The sequence below is a fragment of the Saccharomonospora piscinae genome, assembly GCF_005862235.1.
GTDB lineage: Bacteria > Actinomycetota > Actinomycetes > Mycobacteriales > Pseudonocardiaceae > Saccharomonospora > Saccharomonospora piscinae.
Genome location: NZ_VCEK01000002.1, coordinates 1,024,170 through 1,040,874 on the forward strand (window position 1 = coordinate 1,024,170; position 16,705 = coordinate 1,040,874).

At 71.6% G+C, this 16,705-nt stretch carries 16 protein-coding genes; 12 read left to right on the forward strand and 4 right to left on the reverse strand.

Going from position 1 to position 16,705, the window contains the following annotated elements:
* Positions 1–13 precede the first annotated feature (13 nt).
* Genes tsaB through tsaD form a run of 3 tightly spaced genes read left to right on the forward strand, consistent with a single transcriptional unit; the run spans position 14 to position 2,150 of the window.
* Positions 14–634, forward strand: coding sequence for a tRNA (adenosine(37)-N6)-threonylcarbamoyltransferase complex dimerization subunit type 1 TsaB (tsaB, locus tag FFT09_RS10690; protein WP_138382530.1), 621 nt, complete (start codon positions 14–16; stop codon positions 632–634).
* On the forward strand, positions 631–1,104 hold the full coding sequence (gene rimI / locus FFT09_RS10695) for a ribosomal protein S18-alanine N-acetyltransferase (RefSeq protein ID WP_024876281.1): 474 nt from the start codon (positions 631–633) through the stop codon (positions 1,102–1,104). Before tsaB ends, rimI begins: the two co-directional genes overlap by 4 nt.
* The gene (gene tsaD / locus FFT09_RS10700; protein ID WP_081193344.1) at positions 1,104–2,150 is read left to right on the forward strand and encodes a tRNA (adenosine(37)-N6)-threonylcarbamoyltransferase complex transferase subunit TsaD; all 1,047 of its coding nucleotides are present in this window, start codon (positions 1,104–1,106) and stop codon (positions 2,148–2,150) included. Before rimI ends, tsaD begins: the two co-directional genes overlap by 1 nt.
* Positions 2,151–2,162: 12 nt before the next feature.
* Here tsaD and FFT09_RS10705 read toward each other — a convergent pair whose 3' ends face one another.
* The gene (locus FFT09_RS10705) at positions 2,163–3,770 is read right to left on the reverse strand and encodes an alkaline phosphatase D family protein (protein WP_138382531.1); all 1,608 of its coding nucleotides are present in this window, start codon (positions 3,768–3,770) and stop codon (positions 2,163–2,165) included.
* Between the two features lie 324 nt (positions 3,771–4,094).
* On the opposite strand from FFT09_RS10705, the gene groES reads away from it, so the two are divergent.
* Both groES and groL read left to right on the forward strand, forming a co-directional pair.
* Positions 4,095–4,388 (forward strand): co-chaperone GroES, encoded by a 294-nt coding sequence (gene groES, locus FFT09_RS10710; protein ID WP_024876278.1) that lies wholly within the window; start codon positions 4,095–4,097, stop codon positions 4,386–4,388.
* Positions 4,389–4,472: 84 nt separating this feature from the next.
* Complete coding sequence (gene groL, locus FFT09_RS10715) at positions 4,473–6,083, forward strand: chaperonin GroEL (protein WP_138382532.1); 1,611 nt, start codon at positions 4,473–4,475, stop codon at positions 6,081–6,083.
* A 123-nt stretch (positions 6,084–6,206) separates the two neighbouring features.
* Here the strand turns inward: groL and FFT09_RS10720 are convergent, their stop codons facing one another.
* Positions 6,207–6,509: a WhiB family transcriptional regulator gene (locus FFT09_RS10720; protein ID WP_024876276.1), complete on the reverse strand. Its 303-nt coding sequence runs from the start codon at positions 6,507–6,509 to the stop codon at positions 6,207–6,209.
* Positions 6,510–6,805: 296 nt separating this feature from the next.
* On the opposite strand from FFT09_RS10720, the gene FFT09_RS10725 reads away from it, so the two are divergent.
* From FFT09_RS10725 to FFT09_RS10740, 4 genes are all read left to right on the forward strand, one after another.
* Complete coding sequence (locus tag FFT09_RS10725) at positions 6,806–7,510, forward strand: hypothetical protein (protein WP_341869006.1); 705 nt, start codon at positions 6,806–6,808, stop codon at positions 7,508–7,510.
* Between the two features lie 334 nt (positions 7,511–7,844).
* Positions 7,845–8,441: a response regulator transcription factor gene (locus FFT09_RS10730; RefSeq protein WP_012795974.1), complete on the forward strand. Its 597-nt coding sequence runs from the start codon at positions 7,845–7,847 to the stop codon at positions 8,439–8,441.
* 250 nt (positions 8,442–8,691) lie between these two features.
* Positions 8,692–9,264, forward strand: a complete 573-nt coding sequence (locus FFT09_RS10735) for a sigma-70 family RNA polymerase sigma factor (RefSeq protein ID WP_024876274.1) — start codon at positions 8,692–8,694, stop codon at positions 9,262–9,264.
* A complete protein-coding gene (locus tag FFT09_RS10740) occupies positions 9,264–10,190 on the forward strand; it encodes an anti-sigma-D factor RsdA (RefSeq protein ID WP_081193352.1) in 927 nt (308 codons plus the stop codon). Before FFT09_RS10735 ends, FFT09_RS10740 begins: the two co-directional genes overlap by 1 nt.
* Before the next feature lie 73 nt (positions 10,191–10,263).
* Here the strand turns inward: FFT09_RS10740 and FFT09_RS10745 are convergent, their stop codons facing one another.
* Entirely contained in the window at positions 10,264–10,650 is a 387-nt protein-coding gene (locus FFT09_RS10745; RefSeq protein WP_081193354.1) for a DUF5319 domain-containing protein, read from the reverse strand.
* 107 nt (positions 10,651–10,757) lie between these two features.
* Here FFT09_RS10745 and guaB point away from each other — a divergent pair, with 107 nt between their 5' ends.
* The 3 genes from guaB to FFT09_RS10760 all read left to right on the forward strand — a co-directional run bounded on the left by guaB (position 10,758) and on the right by FFT09_RS10760 (position 15,302).
* Complete coding sequence (gene guaB, locus FFT09_RS10750) at positions 10,758–12,299, forward strand: IMP dehydrogenase (protein WP_138382533.1); 1,542 nt, start codon at positions 10,758–10,760, stop codon at positions 12,297–12,299.
* Positions 12,300–12,400: 101 nt separating this feature from the next.
* Positions 12,401–13,534 carry a GuaB3 family IMP dehydrogenase-related protein gene (locus tag FFT09_RS10755; protein WP_024876270.1) on the forward strand — a complete coding sequence of 378 codons (1,134 nt, stop codon included), beginning with the start codon at positions 12,401–12,403 and terminating at the stop codon, positions 13,532–13,534.
* A 55-nt stretch (positions 13,535–13,589) separates the two neighbouring features.
* A complete protein-coding gene (locus tag FFT09_RS10760) occupies positions 13,590–15,302 on the forward strand; it encodes a GMC family oxidoreductase (protein ID WP_081193355.1) in 1,713 nt (570 codons plus the stop codon).
* Here FFT09_RS10760 and FFT09_RS10765 read toward each other — a convergent pair.
* Positions 15,283–16,638: an aldehyde dehydrogenase family protein gene (locus FFT09_RS10765; protein WP_138382534.1), complete on the reverse strand. Its 1,356-nt coding sequence runs from the start codon at positions 16,636–16,638 to the stop codon at positions 15,283–15,285. The two genes, FFT09_RS10760 and FFT09_RS10765, sit on opposite strands and share 20 nt — an antisense overlap.
* Positions 16,639–16,705: the final 67 nt, after the last annotated feature.

The window sequence follows — 16,705 nt, forward strand, 5'->3', positions numbered from 1 at the left end:
GTAGGCTCGGAGGGTGCTTGTTCTCGCCATCGACACCGCCACGCCCGCGGTCACGGCCGGGGTCGTCGAGCTGGGTTCCGAGCGGGTCACCGTGCTCGCCGAGCGCGTCACCCATGACGCCCGCGCGCACGGCGAGCTGCTCACGCCGCACGTGCTCGACGCCGTGAGCCGGGCCGGTGCGACGTTGCGCGACCTGGCCGCCGTGGTGTGCGGCGTGGGTCCCGGCCCGTTCACGGGCCTGCGCGCGGGCATCGTCACCGCTGCCGCGCTGGCCGACAGCCTGGACGTCCCCGCCTACCCGGTGTGCAGCCTGGACGCCATCGCCTCCGACGCGGTCGCCGACGGTGCCGACGCGCCGTTTCTGGTGGTCACCGATGCCCGGCGCCGTGAGGTGTACTGGGCCGCCTACGACCGCGAGGGGCACCGTTCGCGCGGCCCCGAGGTCGCGGCGCCCGCGGCGCTCGACCCCGCGGCACGGCGCGTCGAGCACGCGCACCCGAGCCCTGCCGGGCTGGCGCGCACGGCGGCGACCGCGATCCGCGCGAGCGAGGCTCCCGCGCCGTTGACACCGCTGTACCTGCGCAGGCCGGACGCCGCCGTGCCGGGCGCGCGGAAGCGGGTGAGCGCGTCGTGAAGTTGGAGCCGCTCCGCCGCCGCCACATCCGAGCCTGTGTGGAGCTCGAACGCCTGCTGTTCTCCGGCGACAGCCCGTGGAGCGCGGGCGCGTTCCACGCGGAACTCGACGCGGGCGGACACTATGTCGCCGCGCTCGACGAGCACGACCGGCTCGTGGGGTACGCGGGCCTTGCGGTGATGGGCGCGCCGGGGGACTGGGAGACCGGCCTGCACACCATCGCCGTGCATCCCGACCACCAGGGCCACGGGGTCGGCACCGCGATGCTGCGGGCGCTGCTGGCGCGGGCCGACGAGCTGGCCGCGCCGGTGGTGCTGGAGGTACGGACCGACAACGACACGGCGATCGCGCTGTACGAGCGTTACGGGTTCGAGCGGGTGGGGTTGCGCAGGCGCTACTACCAGCCCTCGGGCGCCGACGCGTACACGATGGTGCGGCCGGCGCGCCGCACGCAGGAGGTGGCGGGCTGATGTCCCGGATCGTCATGGGTGTCGAGAGTTCGTGCGACGAGACGGGCGTCGGGCTGGTCCGCCTGCACGACGACGGCACGGTCGAGTTGCTCGCCGACGAGGTCGCCAGCAGCGTGGCCGAGCACGCGCGTTTCGGCGGGGTGGTGCCCGAGGTTGCCAGCCGCGCGCACCTGGAGGCGATGGTGCCGACGGTGCACCGCGCGTTCGACACGGCCGGGCTGCGGATGTCGGACGTGTCCGCCGTCGCCGTCACCGCGGGCCCGGGACTGGCCGGTGCGCTGCTGGTGGGACTGTCGGCGGCGAAGGCGTACGCCGCCGCGCTGGACGTCCCGCTGTACGGCGTCAACCACCTCGCCGGGCACATCGCCGTGGACACGCTGCAGCACGGTCCGCTGCCCGCGCCGTCGCTGGCGCTGCTGGTGTCCGGCGGGCACACGCAGCTGCTGCGCGTCGACGACATCGCCGGCAAGATCACCGAGATCGGGTCCACGGTCGACGACGCGGCAGGCGAGGCCTACGACAAGGTGGCGCGGGTGCTCGACCTCCCCTACCCGGGCGGCCCGCCCATCGATAGGGCGGCGCGGGAGGGCGCTCCGGACGCCATCGCGTTCCCGCGCGGCATGACGGGGCCGCGCGACGCCGCGTACGACTTCTCGTTCTCCGGGTTGAAAACAGCGGTGGCCCGCTGGGTGGAGGCGGCGCAGGCGCGCGGTGAGGACGTCCCGGTGGCCGATGTCGCCGCGTCCTTCCAGGAGGCGGTCGCGGACGTGCTCACGGCCAAGGCGGTCCGTGCGGCCACGGAGTCGGGGATCGGCACGCTCGTGATCTCCGGTGGTGTCGCGGCGAACTCGCGGCTGGCGGCACTGGCCGCGCAGCGGTGCGCCGACGCGGGCATCGAGCTGCGGATACCTCGGCCGAGGCTCTGCACCGACAACGGGGCCATGATCGCCGCACTGGGCGCACACCTGGTCTCGGCGGGGTGCGCGCCCAGTGCGCTGGAGGTGTCGGCCGACCCGGCGTTGCCGGTCAGCACCATCTCGCTGTGACAGCCGTGCCCGTCAGCGCGGCAGGACCTCGGTCAGCCCGGGATGGCGGTCGGCGACGCTGAACGACGCGCGGGTTCGCACGGGCGCGCCCGGCTCGGTGACGTAGTCGACGACGCGGAAGTCGGCCCGCAGCTCGTCGCGCGTGAGGCGCGTGCGTACGTAACCGCGCTGGGCGTTGAAGAACTTGATGTGCGGGTTGCGGCGCAGGTTAGGGTCCTCGCCGGGGTCGGAGTCGGCGCCGTTGCCGCCCGAGGTGATCGAGCTGGTCACCAGTTCGGTGCCGATCACGTCGCTGTCGGGGTCGGCGTAGTTCGCCTTCAACTCGTTCGCCCAGTGCGTGTGCACGTCGCCGGTGAGCACCACCGGGTTACGCACACCCGCGGCCAGCCAGCCCTCGCTGATCCGCTCTCGTGAACCCCGGTAGCCGTCCCACGCGTCCATGCTGGTCGCGCCCGACGCGTTCATCCTGCGGGCGAAGAACACCTGCTGCCCGAGCAGGTCCCAGCGGGCCCGGGACCGGCGGAACCGCTCCAGCAGCCACGCCTCCTGCTCGTCACCGGTGAGCGTCCGGGCCGGGTCGGCGGCGTCCTCGCAGACCTTCCATCCGTCGTCGCAGGCCTGGTCGTCGCGGTACTGGCGGGTGTCGAGCATGTGGAAGTTCGCCAGGGAGCCCCACGACACGGTGCGGTACAGCCGGATGTCCGGGCCCTGCGGCCGGTTGCGGCGGCGCAGCGGCATGTTCTCGTAGTAGGCCCGGAACGCGGCTGCCCTGCGCCGGAGGAAGTCGGGCTGCGGGATGTGCGGCTTCTCGTACACGTCGGCGGCCCAGTTGTTGTCGACCTCGTGGTCGTCGGGCACCACGAGCCACGGTGCGACGGCATGGGCGGCCTGGAGGTCGGTGTCGGCACGGTACTGGGCGTAGCGCTGCCGGTAGTTCGCGAGGGTCTCCGTCTCGGGCCCGCGGTGGTCGCGGACGTTGCCGTCGGGAGAGACGTACGAGTCGCGCGTGTACTCGTAGATGTAGTCGCCGAGGTGCAGCACCAGGTCGGGTTCGTCGCCGGCGAGGTGCCGGTAGGCCGTGAAGTAGCCGTGCTCGTACTGGGAGCAGGACGCGAAGGCCATGACCATCCCCGCGCCGAGGGTGCCGGGGGCGGGTGTCGTGCGGGTGCGGCCCGCGGGTGAGAGGTGCCGCCCGCACCGGAACCGGTAGAAGTACTCGTGGCCCGGGGCGAGCCCCGCGACCTCCACGTGGACGGCGTAGCCCGCGTCGGCGCCGGTGCGCTGGTGGCCGCGCCGCACGACGTGGCGGAACCGCTCGTCGCGAGCGAGTTCCCACTGCACCGTCACCGGGCGCCCGCCCATGCCGCCGAGGCCGTCCTCGGCCATCGGTCGCGGTGCGAGCCGGGTCCAGAGCACCACGCTGTGCGCCTCGGGTTCGCCGGAGGCCACGCCGAGGGTGAACACGTCGCCCTTCGGTGGCCGGCCGGGGCCGGTGCTGGCCGCGGCGGTGACGGGGGACAGCGTGGACACGGCCGCGGCGCCGAGGGCGGCGCCGCCCAGCAGCACGTGGCGGCGGCTCGGGTGTGTGGACGAAGGGTCGTTCTCGCCTGATACGGGCACGGATCGTCTCCCAACCTGGTGTCGATCAGCCTGAACCCGGACAGTGTGCCGCTGATGGGTGGACTCTGTCCCCCGGCAGGGTGATCGACGGATGAACTCTGTGGCCGCGTCGGAAGCGTCGTGGCCCAGCCCCACGTCACGGCGACCTCACTGACCTGGGACGCGAGCCGAGACCGACCCTGGTTGCGCGGCTAGCACTCAGCTGGCTAGAGTGCTAATTACACGGCGCCGCACACGCCCCGGCACCCGCGACGGCGGGGTGGTAGGAGCCGTATCCATTTACGTACCTGCCAACGCTTTGGAAGACCCGTGGAGGTCACACCGGTGAGCGTGAACATCAAGCCGCTCGAGGACAAGATCGTTGTCCAGACGAGCGAGGCCGAGGAGACGACGGCCTCCGGTCTCGTCATCCCCGACACCGCCAAGGAAAAGCCCCAGGAGGGCAAGGTTCTGGCCGTGGGCCCGGGCCGCATCGACGACAAGGGCAACCGCATCCCCGTGGATGTCAAGGAAGGCGACGTCGTCATCTACTCGAAGTACGGCGGCACCGAGGTCAAGTACAACGGCGAGGAGTACTTGATCCTGTCCGCCCGCGACGTGCTGGCCGTCATCAACTGACGACCGGCTCCGCGACGACACGCCCCGGGCCCCGCACACGCCGGGGTCCGGGGCGTTTCGCGTGACACCGGAGAAAGGTTTCTCATGCCAAAGCAGATCAACTTCGACGAGGACGCTCGTCGGGCGCTCGAGCGTGGGGTGGACAAGCTCGCGGACGCGGTCAAGGTGACGCTCGGGCCCCGCGGCAGGCACGTCGTGCTGGACAAGAAGTTCGGCGGCCCCACGATCACCCTGGACGGCGTCACGGTCGCCCGCGAGATCGAGCTCGACGACCCGTTCGAGAACCTCGGCGCGCAGCTGGCCAAGAACGTGGCCACCAAGACCAACGACGTGGCCGGTGACGGCACCACCACGGCGACCGTGCTGGCGCAGGCGCTGGTGCGCGTCGGCCTCCGGAACGTGGCCGCGGGTGCCAACCCGGCGGCGCTGGGACGCGGCATCGAGGCGGCCGCCGACCGCATCGTCGACCTGCTCAAGAACAAGGCCACACCGGTCAAGGGGCGCGACAACATCGCCCAGGTCGGCACCGTCACCTCGCGCGACGCCACCATCGGCGCGCTGCTCGGCGAGGCCGTGGAACGGGTCGGCGAGGACGGCGTCATCACCGTGGAGGAGTCCTCCACGCTCGCCACCGACCTCGACATCACCGAGGGTGTGCAGTTCGACAAGGGCTTCGTCTCCGCGCACTTCGCCACCGACGCGGAGGAGCAGCGGGCGATCCTGGAGAACGCCTACGTGCTGCTGCACCGGGAGAAGATCTCGGCGCTGTCGGACCTGCTCCCGCTGCTGGAGAAGGTGGCGGAGGAGAAGCGGCCGCTGCTCATCATCGCCGAGGACGTCGAGGGCGAGGCGCTGTCCACCCTGGTGGTCAACGCCCTGCGTAAGACGATCTCCGCGGTCGCGGTCAAGGCACCGTTCTTCGGCGACCGGCGCAAGGCGTTCCTGGACGACCTCGCGGTCGTGACGGGCGGCCAGGTCGTCGCGTCCGAGGTCGGGCTGAAGCTGTCCGAGGTCGGGGTCGACGTGCTGGGCACGGCCCGGCGCATCGAGGTCACCAAGGACGTCACCACGATCGTCGACGGTGCCGGAACCAAGGACGACCTCGACGCGCGCATCGCGCAGATCCGCAAGGAGATCGAGGCCACCGACTCCGACTGGGACCGCGAGAAGCTCCAGGAGCGGCTGGCGAAGCTCGGCGGCGGCGTGGCGGTCATCCGTGTCGGTGCGGCGACCGAGACGGAGCTCAACGAGCGCAAGCACCGCATCGAGGACGCCGTGGCCTCCACCAAGGCCGCTGTCGAGGAGGGCATCGTGCCCGGCGGTGGTTCGGCGCTGGCCCACCTCGCGAAGGAGCTGGACGACCTCGGCTTCACCGGCGACGAGGCCACCGGTGTGAAGATCGTGCGTGAGGCGCTGACCGCGCCGCTGCGCTGGATCGCGTCCAACGCGGGCCACGAGGGCGCCGTCATCGTGTCGAAGGTGCAGGACCAGAAGTGGGGCGAGGGGCTCAACGCCGCGACGGGCGAGCTCACCGACCTGCTCGGGGCCGGCATCATCGACCCGGTCAAGGTCACCCGCTCGGCGGTGGCCAACGCGGCTTCGATCGCGAGGCTCGTGCTCACCACCGAGAGCTCGGTGGTGGAGCGTCCCGAGAACGACGACGATGACGAGGCGGGCCACGGCCACGCCCACTGAGTCCGGACAGCGAAACGGGGCGGCACTCCGGCGGGGTGCCGCCCCGTTTCGTGAGCCACCCGCCTTACTCGCCCAGCACGGCGGGTGGCAGCTCGCACCGCGATCAGGCCCGCGGTGATCCGGTCACGTAGCGGTCAGGGTGAGCGCTCGCTTCTGTGACCGGATGATGGCCTCGCGATCGGCTTCGGACAGGCCGCCCCAGATGCCGTAGGGCTCGTGGACGGCCAGCGCGTGCTCGCGGCACAGCCGAAGAACCGGGCAGGTGTGGCAGATGGCCTTGGCGCGGGCCTCCCTCCTCGCTCGTGCCGGTCCCCTTTCCCCGTCGGGATGGAAAAAGGAACCGCTGTCCATTCCCCGGCACGCCCCCTCCAGTTGCCAGTCCCACACGTCGGCGTTCGGGCCAGGGAGTCTGCGCGTGTCTGCCATTCGTGACCGCCTCCGATATCCGGCACCACGCGGCCGGATTGTGCAGTTGTCGTAGTGCGACTACTCCATTTGGTGCAACGGCCGTAACGCTAGAAGTAGGTCCGAGGATTGTTCAAGGGGTTCGGATCAAATCAGCCGATAGGCGTGTCGCCGGACTGTGACCGGTAACACGGTGCTGAAAATGGGCCGCCCGTTTCACTCGGCAGAGTTTCACTGGGTGATCCGGTCGTATTCTCGACCGTGTTTTCGGCCTACCCGCTGTGCTTCTGCCCACCCGTCCGGGTCACGATGGGCGCGTGTCCAGTGCCGAAAACGTCCTGCGGGCCGCCGCTTTTGGTGCCAGGGACGTCCCCGAACCCGTGGGTGAGCGCGTCCTCGCCGCGGCGGCCCACCGCGCGGGCGTGCCTGCGCTCGAGCGGTGGCTGGCCGCCGTGGTGCTCGGCGCGCGAGGCCGATACGCGGCCGCCACGACGGTGCTGGAGCCGCTGACCCGGCACGGGGAACCGGTGGTGGCGTCGCTGGCCGCCACCGCACTGGCGTCGCAGCGCAGGCAGCTGGGCGGGCACGCGGTGGCCCTGGCACTGGACGGCCTCGGCCTGCGGCGTGCGCTCGATGGCCTTGACTCTCGCTGGGACGATCCGCCGGACCCCGACGGACTCGACGCGCGCGGCGCGCTCGCGGACGCGTTGACGGGGCTCGCGGCGGACCGGGTCGGAATGGGCCGGATGGCCGAGGCGGATGCGCTGCTGGCGCGCGCGGCCCGGGTCGTGACCGTGACCGACTGCCCCCGCAGCGCCGTGCGCCTCGACTGGGTGCGCGCTGAGTGCGCGCTGGCCTCGGGGCGGGCCGGTGACAGCATTTCGCCCGCTAAACGCGCCTGGGAGCGCGCGGGACGGGGCCGGGGTTCGCCACCAGGCCAAGTCGGGACTGGTCCTGGGGGCCGCGCTGGCGGCTTCGGGGGAGGACGGAAAAAGAAAACGGGCGGCCGAGATTGTCGGTGAGGTGTTGGCCACGGCGCGCCGCCACGGATGGCGTTCGCTCACGTGGCCGGCTCAATTGCTCCTCGCGGATCTACACCCTGAGTGCGCTGTTTGGAATCACTCCAGAGTTACCGAAGAGTTGACCGAACTGTTGCGGTCCACCGATCCGGTGGGACGTCGGCTCGCTCGTACCTCTCCGTGGGTGCCGATCTAGCCCGTTTCCTGGGAGATATGCCCCATGCCGACATCCGGGGGAAGATTGCTTCAAAAAAAGCCACCGGATCGTGTCAAGGTGGCACCTAAAGCGTCCGATAGGGGAAGGAGAATGTCACCCGGCTGCAGGAAGGAACCCCCTGTGACGACGGTCTTGATCTGCGACGACCGACGCAGTGTGCGCGAAGGGCTCACCCGCGTGATGTCCGCTGTCCCCGGCGTCAGTCGCATCGACTGCGTAGCGCACGGTGACGAGCTGCTCGCCCGGTACTCCCGGCAGCCGGTCGATGTCGTGCTCGTGGGCACCCAGCGTGCCGTGCCGACCGGCGTGGAGGCCACCCGGCGCCTCGTCTCGGCGAACCCGCAGGCCAACGTGATCGTGTTCGGCGCTCCCGACGACGCGGGCAGCATCGCCGCCGCCATCGCGGGCGGGGCACGCGGTTACCTCCGGTGGGATGCCTCCCGCCCGGAGCTGGTGGCCGCGCTCGCCCACACGCTGGCCAGCACCTCCGTGCCCGCGCCGCGCCAGCCCTCCGACCCCGGTGTCCAGCTCACCGAGCGGGAGCTGCAGGTGCTGCGGGGCATGAGCCAGGGCAAGAGCAACGGCCAGATCGGCCGCGAGCTCTACCTCTCGGAGGACACGGTGAAAACCCATGCCCGGCGGCTGTTCCGCAAGCTGGGTGTGCGCGACCGCGCCCAGGCCGTCGCGCACGGCTTCCGCCGCGGTCTCGTCGCCTGAGTGGGTCACCGCGTCCTGAGCCGACTTCCCCACCACCCCAGCACGCCACGCCGGTCACGCCGGTGTGGCGTGTCACATTGTGTGCGTGAGCGCTGTTGAGCGGCCGTCCCGCGGCGTCGGCGGCGACCGTCGGGGGACCGGGTGGTCGCGGCAGGTACGGTAGAGGTCATCGGCGTGAAGGCAACGGTTCCGTCAGCCACGCGCCGTTGTTTGTGCACACCGAGACGTAACACCGGGACTGTTGTCTGCGATGGCCAACGTGGGGGATGGACTGGACGAGTCAGTCGCCGCCGCTGTCGAGGGTGACCCCCAGGCGGTCGAGCGGCTCTTGGCAGCGATCCGTCCTCTCGTGGTGCGGTACTGCCGCGCCAGAGTTGGCAGGCAGGAGCGGTCGTTCGCTTCGGCGGACGACGTAGCCCAGGAGGTGTGTCTCGCGGTGCTCACGGCGTTGCCTTCGTACCGTGATCAGGGCCGCCCATTCCTGGCGTTCGTCTACGGAATCGCCCAGCACAAGGTCGCCGACGCGCATCGCGCCGCGTCGCGCAACCGCGCGGAGCCGGTCGCCGAGTTCCCCGACGAGGTCGAGGGCGACATCGGGCCGGAGCAGCGCGCGCTGCAGGGCGAGCTGAACGAGCGCATGTCGCAGTTGTTGCAGGTGCTGCCGGAGAAACAACGCGAGATCGTGGTGTTACGGGTGGTCGTCGGCCTGTCCGCTGAGGAGACAGCGGAAGCCGTGGGTTCGACTCCCGGGGCGGTCAGGGTCGCCCAGCATCGCGCCCTCGCGCGGCTACGTAAGGCGCTGGCCGCTGAGGAGGTGGTCTGATGACGGAACGCGACCGTATCGGCGGCGATGGCCAGAACAACGGTTCCGAGACCGAGGGGCCCGAGCCGGAGGCGGAGCAGTCCGAGCTGTCCGATCTGTCGGCCGTGCAGGCCGACGACGCCCTCCTCGACGCGCTCGGCGGTGCCGATTCCCAGGTCGCCGACGGCCTGGGCGACCAGGAGTTGAGCGCGCTGCTGCTGGCGTGGCGGCGCGATGTCGACAGCGAGGCCATTCCCGAGCTGGTGGACACGAACTCCGCCGTGACCACGGTGCGGACCGCGGTCGTGGCTCGCACTGCGCGGGGTCGGGGACGCAGGCGCATGCTGGTGCCCGTCGCGGCGGCGGCCGCCGTGCTGGCCATCGGTTTCACCGGGACCGCCTTGGCCGCCCGGGACGCCGAGCCCGGTGACACGTTGTGGGGCCTGAGCACCGTGCTCTATGCGGACCACGCGCGCTCGGTGGAGGCGGCGGCGTCGGTGCGCACCGACCTCGACGAGGCGTATCTCGCCATCGCGCAGGAGCGCTTCGAGGACGCCCGCCGTGCGCTGGGCGAGGCCGAGCAGGCGCTGCACGAGGTCACATCCGACGAGCTCGCGCAGTTGCGTGCCCGGCACAACGAGCTGCTGGCGCAGCTGGACCGGCCGGAACAGCCGCCCGCTGTGCCGCCCGTGTCGTCGACGGAGAACACGTCCGACTCCGAGGAGTCCGGGACGTCCACCCCGTCGGACACGGTGTCAGAGTCGTCCGAGGACGAGGAGCCGCCGCCGGAGCTCGACGAGACGTCGTCGATCCCCACCACCGAGCCGTCCGTGCCGTCGACCGAGCCGTCGTCGCCGAGCACGACCACCGAGGACAGCACCAGCGACGAGGAATCCGGCAGCAGCCGGTCCGGTACCTCGATCTCGGGTGACACGCCGACGGGCTGACGTCCCGCAGCCGGGCTTCGACGCGAAAACGCCCTCCCCCAGCTGGGGAAGGGCGTTTTCGCGTGCGTGCCGGTCAGTGGGCGTTCTCGGTGGCGGTGATGCCGTCCGCGAAGCCCCGGCAGTAGTCCCAGGTGACGTAGCGCTCCGGGTCGGGATCGAAGGCGGGCTCGTGGGGCCGCATCTGCCCGTCCGCCAGCAGCTGTTCGAGGCTGGCGCGGAGCAGATGCCAGTCATGGTAGTGCGGCTGCTCACATTCGCCACAGTCCACGACGATGCCCCTGACGCCACGCGGTTCCAGTAACGCCTGGTAGACGGTGAGATCCGACAGATCCGCGAGCAGTTCCGAGCGCTCGTCGGGGCCCATCGGCTCGGCCGAGGGCTCGTCGAGGGTCGCGAACTCCCTCGCGGGGTCGTTCGGGTCGTCGGCGAACGGGTCCGGGGGCAACACTTCGTGTGGCACGATCCTGCACGGTACCGGGCCGTCCCCGGGGTCCGTCCAGATACCATCGCTAACAGGTCCGCATATCCGCAGATGGTTCATCCCGCCGAGGAAGGTCAGCCCCGCCGATGACGAATGACACCGTGCCCGCAGGTCTGCTGTCCTCCGAGGAGCAGACCGGTGGCGCCCCGGACAAGTTCGCGATGCTGGGGTTGACGTTCGACGACGTGCTGTTGCTGCCCGCCGAGTCGGACGTGATTCCGAGCGGCGTCGACACGAGCACGAACCTGACGCGGCACGTGCGGCTCAACATGCCCCTGGTGTCGGCGGCGATGGACACCGTCACCGAGGCGCGCATGGCGATCGCGATGGCCCGCCAGGGCGGCATGGGGGTGCTCCAGCGGAACCTGCCGATCGAGGTGCAGGCGCAGGCCGTGGAGATCGTGAAGCGGTCCGAGGCCGGCATGGTGACCGATCCGGTGACGTGCTCGCCGGACGAGACGCTCGCCGAGGTCGACGAGTTGTGTGCCCGGTTCCGGATCTCCGGCGTGCCGGTGACCGACGCGGCGGGCACGCTGGTCGGCATCATCACCAACCGCGACATGCGGTTCGAGGTGGACTACAGCAAGCCGGTGCGGGAGGTCATGACGCAGGCGCCGCTGGTGACGGCCCAGGTGGGCGTCACGGCGGACGCGGCACTCGGCCTGCTGCGGCGAAACAAGATCGAGAAGCTGCCGATCGTGGACGGTGACGGCAAGCTCCGGGGCCTCATCACCGTGAAGGACTTCGTCAAGACCGAGCAGTACCCCGACGCGACCAAGGACACGGACGGCCGGCTCGTGGTCGGTGCGGCGGTCGGCGTCGGTGCCGACGGCTACCAGCGGGCCATGGCCCTGGCCGAGGCCGGTGTCGACGTGCTGATGGTGGACACGGCGCACGGGCACTCGCGGGCGGTGCTGGACACGGTGACCCGGCTGAAGAAGGACCTCGGCGACACCGTGGACGTGGTGGGTGGCAACGTCGCCACGCGCCGGGGCGCGCAGGCACTCGTGGACGCGGGCGCGGACGCCGTCAAGGTCGGCGTGGGGCCCGGTTCCATCTGCACGACCCGGGTGGTGGCCGGGGTGGGGGTTCCGCAGATCTCGGCGATCTACGAGGCATCCCGGGCGTGCGCGCCGGCCGGAGTGCCCGTCATCGGGGACGGCGGCATCCAGTACTCCGGTGACATCGTGAAGGCCATCGCGGCCGGTGCGTCGTCGGTGATGCTGGGCAGCCTGCTCGCCGGGACCGCCGAGGCGCCGGGTGACGTCGTCCTGGTCAACGGCAAGCAGTACAAGACCTACCGGGGTATGGGTTCGCTGAGCGCGATGCAGTCGCGCGGCAACGGGCGGTCGTACTCCAAGGACCGCTACGCGCAGGACGACGTGCTGTCCGAGGACAAGCTGGTGCCGGAGGGCGTCGAGGGTAGGACTCCGTTCCGGGGCCCCCTGGCGGGTGTGGTGCACCAGCTCGTCGGCGGGCTGCGGTCGGGTATGGGGTACGCGGGTGCCGACACCATCGCCGATCTGCAGCAGGCTCAGCTCGTGCGGATCACGTCGGCGGGGCTGAAGGAGAGCCACCCGCACGACGTCACGATGACCGTGGAGTCGCCGAACTACACGAGCCGGTAGGTCCGGCCCGGCGGCGCGCTGCCGCCGAGGGCGCCCACAATGGTGCCGAGCGGGCCGGCGGCTGCCGGTGCGCGCAACTGTCGAGAACGAAGGGGCTTCACGTGCGGGATCTGGTCGAGATCGGCATGGGCCGGACGGCACGGCGGTCGTACGGCTTCGACGACATCGACATCGTGCCGTCCCGGCGGACGCGGTCGTCGAAAGTGGTGTCCACCGCCTGGCAGATCGATGCCTACCGGTTCGACCTGCCGCTGGTGACGCATCCGACCGACGCGGTGGTGTCCCCGGACACGGCGGTGTCGATCGGCAGGCTCGGCGGTCTGGGCGTGCTCAACGCGGAGGGCGTGTGGGCGCGGCACGCGAACGCCGACAAGGCGCTGGCGCGGGTGGTGGATCTGGCTCGCAAGGGCGCCGGGTGGGACGAACTCGGTGCGCTGCTGCAGGAGCTGCACTCGGCGCCGATCCAGCACGACCTGCTGACGGAGGCCGTGCGCACCGTGCGCGACTCCGGGGTGACGGTGGCCGCGCGGGTCAGCCCGCAGCACGCGGCGGAGTTGACCCCGGTGCTGCTGAGCGCTGGGGTGGAGGTGCTGGTCGTCCAGGGCACGATCGTGTCGGCGGAGCACGTGGCGCGCGACGGCGATCCGCTGAACCTCAAGGAGTTCATCGCCGACCTCGACGTGCCGGTGGTCGCCGGTGGTGTCAGCGACTACCGCACGGCGATGCACCTGATGCGGACCGGCGCGGCCGGTGTGATCGTCGGCCACGGTCACACACCCGGGGTGACGAGCACGGACCGGGTGCTCGGCATCGGGGTGCCGATGGCGACGGCCGTCATCGACGCCGCCGCCGCGCGGCGGGACTACCTGGACGAGACGGGCGGGCGGTACGTCCACGTCCTCGCCGACGGCGGGGTGACGTGCAGCGGCGACATCGCCAAGGCCGTCGCGTGCGGCGCGGACGCGGTGATGCTGGGCGCGCCGCTCGCGGCGACGCGCGAGGCTCCCGGCCGGGGGCTGTACTGGACTGCCGCGGCCGCCCACCCGTCGTTGCCGCGGTCGCGGGTGGCGGCGGGGCCGAGCAGTGACGTCGATCTCGCCACGCTGTTGAACGGCCCGACGTCGGATCCCGAGGGCATGGTGAACCTGTTCGGCGCGCTGCGCAGGGCGCTGGCGAAGACCGGCTACTCGGAACTCAAGGAGTTCCAGAAGGTCGGCCTCGCGGTTCGCGCGTGACCTGTCGGTAACTTACCTCTGGTCAGTTGCGGTCGGCCGGTTTACGCTCCTAGGTGTGACTGGGCGTAACACCTATCCCGTGGACTATGACGTCGTGGTCGTCGGGTCGGGGTTCGGAGGCAGCGTCGCCGCACTGCGGTTGACGGAGAAGGGGTACCGCGTCGCCGTCGTCGAGGCGGGTCGCCGGTTCGCCGACGACGAGTTCGCCGCGACGTCCTGGGACCTCCGCCGCTACCTGTGGGCCCCGCGTCTCGGCTGCTTCGGTATCCAGCGCGTACACCTGCTCAAGGACGTCATGGTGCTGGCGGGCGCGGGTGTCGGCGGCGGCTCGCTCGTGTATGCCAACACGCTGTACCGGCCGCTCAAGCGCTTCTACACCGACCGGCAGTGGGCGCACATCACCGACTGGGAGTCGGAACTCGCGCCGCACTACGACCAGGCGTCGCGGATGCTCGGCGTGGTGACGAACCCGACGGTGACCCCGTCGGACGAGGTGATGCGCAAGGTCGCCACCGACATGGGCGTGGCCGACACGTACCACCCGACGCCGGTCGGGGTGTACTTCGGCGAATCCGGTCGCCGTGTCGCAGACCCCTACTTCGGTGGCGCGGGCCCGGACCGCACGGGGTGTACCGAGTGCGGCGCCTGCATGACCGGATGCCGCGTCGGCGCGAAGAACACGCTGGTGAAGAACTATCTCTACCTCGCGGAGCAACGCGGCGCGCGGGTGATCCCGATGACCACCGTGACCGCCGTGCGCCCGCGCGGCGACGGGGCGTTCGAGGTGGACGTGCGCAAGACCGGGACGACGTCCGGTCGCTTCAAGCACACGCTGACCGCCGCGCACGTGGTGTTCGCCGCGGGAACGTGGGGCACCCAGCGGCTCCTGCACGACATGCGGGACCGCGACGTGCTGCCGAGGCTGTCGGCGCGGCTCGGGGAGCTGACCCGCACGAACTCCGAGGCCATCCTCGGCGCGGGCCGGACCACGGTGGATCCCGACCACGACTACAGCCGCGGCGTGGCCATCACGTCGTCGATCCATCCCGATGCCGACACCCACATCGAGCCGGTGCGCTACGGCAAGGGAAGCAACGCGATGAGCCTGCTGCAGACGGTGGCCACCGACGGGGCGTCGGAGGTGCCGCGCTGGCGGCAGTTGCTGCGGTTCGTGCGCAGGCACCCGATGCAGACGCTCAAGCTGCTCAACGGCCGCCGCTGGAGCGAGCGCACGGTGATCCTGCTGGTGATGCAGAGCCTCGATAACTCGATCACCACCTACACGCGGCGCGGCTGGTTCGGCAGGCGCCGGTACACCTCCCGGCAGGGGCACGGTGCCCCGAACCCGACGTTCATCCCGGCGGGGCACGAGGCGAACCAGCGGACAGCGGAGCACATCGGCGGTATCGCGGGCGGCACGTGGGGCGAGATCGCCGACATCCCCCTCACGGCCCACTTCATCGGCGGCGCGCCGATCGGGACGAACGACGCCGACGGTGTCATCGACCCGTACCACCGGGTGTTTCACTACCCGAACCTGCATGTCGTGGACGGCACCGCGATCACGGCCAATCTCGGGGTGAACCCGTCGCTGACCATCACGGCTCAGGCCGAGCGCGCGTTCTCCCTCTGGCCGAACCGGGGCGAGCCCGACCCTCGACCGGCGCAGCACGAGCCCTATCGCCGGGTGGACCCGGTGCCGCCCCGCGACCCCGCCGTCCCGGCGCACGCGCCCGCGGCTCTGCGGATCACCCCGGGCGGCCGCTGAGAACGGTGGTGGTCTCGCGGGTGAGAGCCTGCGCGGCGGCGCGCACGTCCTCGGGCCGGTGCCGTGGCACGTCGCCGACCACGACCTCGTCCGCCGTCGCGGCGGTGAGCCGGTCGGCGGTCCGCAGTGCCTGCTCGACGTCACGGGTGAACACGGCCACGCGCCGGGCGGTGAGGTCGCTATCGCTCGGGTCGCCCGTTGTGTCCGTGCCGTCCGTGGCCGACACGGCGATCACGGGGCCGAGGACTCCACGGTCGCGCAGCGCGTCGGCACCGAGCCCGGTCAGCAGCGTCGGGGTCACCGCGGTGCCGGAGCGCGTCCCGCCGGTGACCACGGTCGCGCCACGGTCGGTGGCCTCGGCGATCCACGCCAGGGTGCGGGAGGCAGAGTCATCGTCGGGCAGCGGGCCGACCGAGACAGCGGCGTCGTACGGGTCGCCGGTGCGCTGGGCCTCGAGCGCCGCCGCGAGCGCGGCCACGAACGGTTCCGCTCGCGCGGGATGCACGAGCACGTGGCGTACCGGCGCGTAGCGCTGTCCCGCCCAGTCGGCGGCCGAGGCGGCGATGGCCGACGCCGCCGACTCCACCTCGGCCCAGTCGTCGAGGACCAGCGCCTGCGCGTGTCCGGCGGGCCAGGCGAGTGGGCACAGGCGGGCGTCCCCGGCGAGCAGGTCCGGCGCTTCGGTGGTGAGCACGGAGAGGGCGCCGGTGGGCAGCGGGCCGGCCGTGAGGACATCGGCCAGCGTCTCGGCCAGCGCGAGTGCCGACAGCGGCGCGCGGGGAGTGGGCGCGAGCACCACGGGGGTACCGACCGCGAGGGCCGCGGCGACCCCGCCGGCCGACGCGGCCAGCGGCCGGTGCGGCGCGACGAGCCCCAACGCGACCCCCCGAGGCACCCGCCGGGTGAGGCCCACCCCGCACGGCAGTGCGGCGCCAAAGGGCGCCGCGGAGGGCACGGACCGCGTTTCGCCCGCTAAACGCGCTCCGTGCCGCAGCGTCGCCACCGCGAGGGCCACCTCCTCCGCCGCCCGGGTCAGTGGGGCCGCGGCTTCCGCGGTCACCAGTTCGGCGAACTCCTCGGCACGCGCCTCGATCTCGTTGGCCAGCTGGTCGAGTGCGCTCGCCCTGGTGTGCGCGGGCACCGACCGCGTTTCGCCCGCTAAACGCGCCGCACCGGCCACGGCGCGCTCCACCTGCTCGTCCCTGGCGAGCGACACCGTGGCCACCTCGGTGCGGTCGTAGGGGTGCAGCACCGGGCGGGGCGCGGTGCCGGGCTCGGCGACCCCGGCGATCCACACGGGGCGCGGGCGTGGTGTGACGGCCTCCATCGGCTCCATGCGCAGCACCGTAACGGCCACCTGGCAGCGTCGCCCAGCGGTGGGCCTGCGACGATGGAAAGGCCCT

What these genes read in the sequence shown, in the direction of transcription:
- FFT09_RS10720 (WP_024876276.1), bottom strand. Translation starts at nt 6,509, where the DNA reads ATGGCAGACACGCGCAGACTCCCTGGCCCGAACGCCGACGTGTGGGAC.
- FFT09_RS10740 (WP_081193352.1), top strand. Translation starts at nt 9,264, where the DNA reads ATGACGGAACGCGACCGTATCGGCGGCGATGGCCAGAACAACGGTTCC.
- FFT09_RS10735 (WP_024876274.1), top strand. Translation starts at nt 8,692, where the DNA reads ATGGCCAACGTGGGGGATGGACTGGACGAGTCAGTCGCCGCCGCTGTC.
- tsaD (WP_081193344.1), top strand. Translation starts at nt 1,104, where the DNA reads ATGTCCCGGATCGTCATGGGTGTCGAGAGTTCGTGCGACGAGACGGGC.
- guaB (WP_138382533.1), top strand. Translation starts at nt 10,758, where the DNA reads ATGACGAATGACACCGTGCCCGCAGGTCTGCTGTCCTCCGAGGAGCAG.
- groL (WP_138382532.1), top strand. Translation starts at nt 4,473, where the DNA reads ATGCCAAAGCAGATCAACTTCGACGAGGACGCTCGTCGGGCGCTCGAG.
- FFT09_RS10765 (WP_138382534.1), bottom strand. Translation starts at nt 16,638, where the DNA reads ATGGAGCCGATGGAGGCCGTCACACCACGCCCGCGCCCCGTGTGGATC.